Below are 4,383 nucleotides of genomic sequence, written 5' to 3'. Positions count from 1 at the left end.
GTCATAGACGGCGCGGATAGCCTTGGCGTTGAGGTTGACGGAAGCGGAAATGCAACCCGCCGCGCCGGCGGCCAGGCCTTGGGTGAGCTGGCCTTCGGAACTCGGGAAGACGGAGACGTTGGGCGCCGCAGCGATCACGGCCGCGGTGTTGTCCCAGTTCCCGGCACTGTCCTTGTAGGCGACAACGGTTTCGGGAAATGCCGCGTTGAGCCGCGCCGTCAGCGCCGGCGATACCGGCACCCCGGAATTCTGCGGGATGTGATAGAGGATCAGCTTGAGCTTCGGGCTGGCGACTTTCTCGACCAGTTCCGAATAGTAGCGCGCCTGCCCGTCATCGCCCGCCGCAGTGTAGAAGAACGAGGGCAGCACCATGACGCCAGCGCAGCCGAGTTCCAGGGCATGCCGGCTGAGTTCGAGCGTCTCGGGCACCGCGGTAACGCCTGTGCCGGGCATCATCTTATCCGCCGGGATGCCGGCCTCGGCCAGCCACTCCAGGGCTTGCATGCGTTCGCGCGGCGACAGCGACAGCGCCTCGCCGGTCGTCCCAAACGGCGAGAGGTAATGCGCGCCCTGAGCAAGCACCCATTTCGCATGGTTGACCCACAGATCGCGGGCGACGCTGCCGTCTTTGTCGAAGGGCGTCAGGATGGGGCCAATGACGCCTTGCACGCTGTTCATCGATGGTTCTCCCGGGTCGTCGTGTCGCCGTCGGCGAGCTTCGCTGCCGCGTCGACTGTTCTGATAAAGAATGCTGTTGAGGCGATGTCGAAGAAGACGTGGAAGCCTGCCTCGCTGCGCACCAGCACGGCTTCGAGATTCGCGACGCGCGTCTGCGCGATCTCGTCATCGGCAAAACGGCCAGGCCTGAGGTCCAGTGCGCAAAGCCTCGCCATCACCGCTTCTGCCGACTGGCCGGAAAGCCGCATCCAGCTCCAGCCTTCCTCGCGCCAGGACCAATAGCCGCGCGAACCTTTCTCGGCCTGCCAGGCAGCGACGAGCTTTGCGACGGCGCCACCGGCGATATCGTCAATCGCGAGGAAATCTTCGCTGCCTAGACGCAGCAGCCTGACGCCGCCCTGCCTAGCGATGCGATTGACGGGCGGCAAGGCGAGACCTTGCGCTTCGAGCCAGGCTGAACTGCCGGGCCCTTTGATGCCGAAGCGCGATCGGGCCGTCAGATCGGTCACTATCAGCTGCCCGTTTGGCAGAACTGCTTCAGCGGCCGAGCCGTCCGGCGACAGGGGAAATGTTCGCATGGCAAGACCGGCCATCTTTACATCTCCTGCCGGACGTTCTGCGGATCGAAGAAGGCGTGACCGACCACCGGCACCTGCACCAATTCGCCGCTGCGACACTTCACCGTGACCTTGCTGCCAGGGGCAGCGTCGTCGATATGGACATAGGCCAGCGCGATTGTGTGGCGAAGCGTTGGCGAGAAGCCAATCGAAGTGATCTGCCCAACCGGGTTGCCGCCGCGCAGCACCAGGCAGGACTCGCCGGGGATGTTGCTTGCACCCTCGAAAGAGAGGCCGACGAGCCGGCGCGTTTCGCCAAGCCTCGTCCGCATCTCGATTGACCGCTTGCCGACGAAGAAGGGCTTCTTCTTCGAAACCGCCCAGCCGAAACCGAGCTCGTTGGGCGTGGTCAGCGCGTCGGTATCCTGGCCGATCAGGATATGCCCCTTTTCAAGCCGCAGCATGCGCGAGGCCTCGAGTCCATAGGGACGCAAGCCATGCGGCTTGCCGGCCTCGGACAAAGCGTCCCACAGCGCGACCGCATAGCTCGAAGGACAGTGCAGCTCGTAGCTCACCTCGCCCGTGAAGCCGATCCGCATCACACGCACCGGCAGGCCGGCCAGCATGCCTTCGCGCCCGTGGAGATAGGGGAAAGCGTCGCGCGAGAAATCGATGTCGCCATCTAGCGCCTGCAAGACCTCACGCGCCTTCGGGCCGGTGACGTTCATGCCGGAAAATGCTGCCGTGACGTTGAGCACGTCGACCTTCAGCCGCCACTGCGCATTCCAGAACAGCATGTCGGCCTGCACGCGGGCGACGGCGCCGGTCGTCGCGGTGACGTAGAACAGGTCATCGGCGAGACGATAGGCGACGCCGTCATCGATAACCGTCCCCATCTCGTTGAGCATCAGGCAGTAGCGGACCCGGCCGACGCGCTGGTTGGCATGCGCCATCGTGTACATCCGATCGAGGAAGGCGCCGGCGTCAGGACCGCGGATCTCCAGCTTGCCCAAAGTCGACACGTCGAGCATGCCGACGCCGTTGCGGACCGCGGCGATCTCTTCGCGGACCAGGCGGTCTATCCGGTCTTCCGGCCCGTAAAAATACGGCCGCCACCAGGCACCGATCGGCTTCATGCGAGCGTTGAGTGCGAGATGGCGCGCATGCAGCGCGGTGCGCCGCTCCAACGGCTCGTGATGGCCGGCGAGCACGCCGAGCTTCTCCGGTCCGGTCGGCGGCCGCGCCGTGGTGATGCCCATCTCGCCAACCCCGCGCCCCGTCGCTTCGGCGACAATCCGCGCCGTGGCGAGCGCCGAATGCCTGCCTTGGCTCGGCCCCATGCCGACGGTGGAAAAGCGCTTCACCAGTTCGAGTTCGCGATAGCCTTCCTTGACCGCATTCCTGAGGTCCTTGACCTGCAGATCCTCATCGAAATCGACGAAGTCGCGACCTTTTGCGTTGCCGGCGAGCGGTTGTGCCCAGGCAGCTGGCTCGGGCTCGTATTCGTTCTGCACGTCAGGAGGATCGCCGTGGCCGAGCCGCTCCAGAGCCTCGCGCGCGGCGCGGCGGCCGTCGGCCATCGCAGACTGCAACCGCGATTTGCCGGCAACGGCGCCTGCCAGCCGGACGGCCGCGCCCACCGGCAGACTGAGCGTCATTCGCGCCGTCGCATCGTCGTAGCCAACTATCGCTCCCGCATGGCAGGGCAACTGCCAGGCAGGCACCGAGCCGACGGAGACCGCCACGAGATCGCAGTCGATCCAGCGGCTGCCAATGCGGACCCGCGTCACATGCTTGTTGCCGCGCGTCCCGGACGCTTCCTCGATCGGGGCGCCTGCGAGGATCCCTATCCCCCTGGCCCGAAGCTCACCGGCGCGGTCGCCGGCATTTGGCCGAGGATCGACGATCGCGGCCAGTTCGACGCCAGCCTCGACCAGATCCAGCGCGGAGTCGTAGCCATCGTCATTGGCGGCCAGCACGACGGCCCGCTGGCCAGGTTGCACCGCGTAATGGCGGAGCAATCGTTGCACGGCGCCGCCGGTCATGATGCCAGGCAGATCGTTGTTGCGGAACACCGCCGGCTGCTCGATGGCGCCTGTTGCCAGGACAACCTCGCGGGCGCGGGTTCGGTAGAGCCGGTTGCCCTGGATCAGCGGCAGCCAATTGTCCTCATACCAGCCGTTGCAGATGGTGCCGGTCATGATGCGCAGATTGGGGAGCTTGGCTGCCTTGGCTGCCAGACTGAACAATATGCCCGGATCGCAGCGGCGATAGGTCAGCGAACCGCCAATTTCGGGATTGTCGTCGCACAACAGCACGTCGGCGCCGGCTTGTGCGGCCGAGATCGCAGCCGATAGACCCGCCGGCCCCGCGCCGACGACCAGCAGGTCGCAGTGAAGATGCGCCTTGTCGAAACTCAGATGCGGCGCCTTGACGTCGACGATCCCGAGCCCCGCCTTGCGACGGATCATCGGCTCCCAGAAGCGGAGCCAGCTGTCCTGTCTCGGACCCATGAAGGTGCGGTAGTAGAAGCCGACCGGCAGGAAACGTCCAAAGCGGTCGATCACCGCATCGCGGTCGTTTTCCAGGGAGCCGTTGACGTTCTGCGCCGTAACCATCATGCCGTCCTGGAGCGGCGTCAGGTCGGCGGGAACATTCGGCTCCGACGGCAATTGCACCAGCGTGTTCGCTTCCGCGCCGGCCATGGTCATCATGCCGCGCGGCCGGTGGTATTTGAACGAGCGCGACAGGACCCACTGGTCCGAGGCCGCCAGCGCGCTGGCGATGCAGTCGCCGGCAAAGCCATGATAAGCCTTGCCTTCGAAGGTGAAGCGGACAGGCCGCGTCCGGTCGAGGCGCGAACCGTATGGCGTGCCAAGCCGCGTCATGGCCGGCTCCCAATGGCGTAGGTGCGGATGATCTCGTTGGTGACGACGTCGCGCTCGGCGAGGAAGAAGAAGTTGCTCGGCACGTGCCGCCAGCACTCGACCACCACACCTTTTCGATTGTCCGCGCGGAAGAGATGCCTTGCCCACTCAGCGTCGGCGGCAGCGTCGGCGGCAGCGTCCGCATCGGGCCTCTGCCGCAGCGGACCGAAGGACTGGAATTCGTCGATGTTGCGCGGGCCGTTCATGGGGCAGTCAAGCAG

Annotated in this window: 4 protein-coding genes; all 4 read right to left on the bottom strand. The window is 65.6% G+C overall.

The annotated features are described in order from the left end of the window. Positions 1-678, bottom strand: a 678-nt coding sequence (locus EOA75_RS29440; RefSeq protein WP_164747641.1) for a dihydrodipicolinate synthase family protein, incomplete at its 3' end; no start/stop codon positions are given. Further along, on the bottom strand, positions 675-1,271 hold the full coding sequence (locus tag EOA75_RS29435; RefSeq protein WP_067327493.1) for a hypothetical protein: 597 nt from the start codon (positions 1,269-1,271) through the stop codon (positions 675-677). The genes EOA75_RS29440 and EOA75_RS29435, both read right to left, overlap by 4 nt. 2 nt (positions 1,272-1,273) lie before the next feature. After that, positions 1,274-4,123, bottom strand: a complete 2,850-nt coding sequence (locus tag EOA75_RS29430; RefSeq protein WP_127325799.1) for a 2Fe-2S iron-sulfur cluster-binding protein — start codon at positions 4,121-4,123, stop codon at positions 1,274-1,276. Then, positions 4,120-4,383 (bottom strand): sarcosine oxidase subunit delta (locus tag EOA75_RS29425; protein WP_245466774.1); only part of this gene is annotated, 264 nt, incomplete at its 5' end. The genes EOA75_RS29425 and EOA75_RS29430, both read right to left, overlap by 4 nt.

This window comes from Mesorhizobium sp. M1A.F.Ca.IN.022.07.1.1 (assembly GCF_003997575.1).
GTDB lineage: Bacteria > Pseudomonadota > Alphaproteobacteria > Rhizobiales > Rhizobiaceae > Mesorhizobium.
Note: the sequence above shows the minus strand (reverse complement) of the source record. Positions and strands in the feature narration are given on the sequence as shown.

Bases quoted from the DNA above. Each gene is read 5' to 3' on its own strand.
- EOA75_RS29430 (WP_127325799.1), bottom strand. From the start codon at position 4,123: ATGACGCGGCTTGGCACGCCATACGGTTCGCGCCTCGACCGGACGCGG.
- EOA75_RS29435 (WP_067327493.1), bottom strand. From the start codon at position 1,271: ATGGCCGGTCTTGCCATGCGAACATTTCCCCTGTCGCCGGACGGCTCG.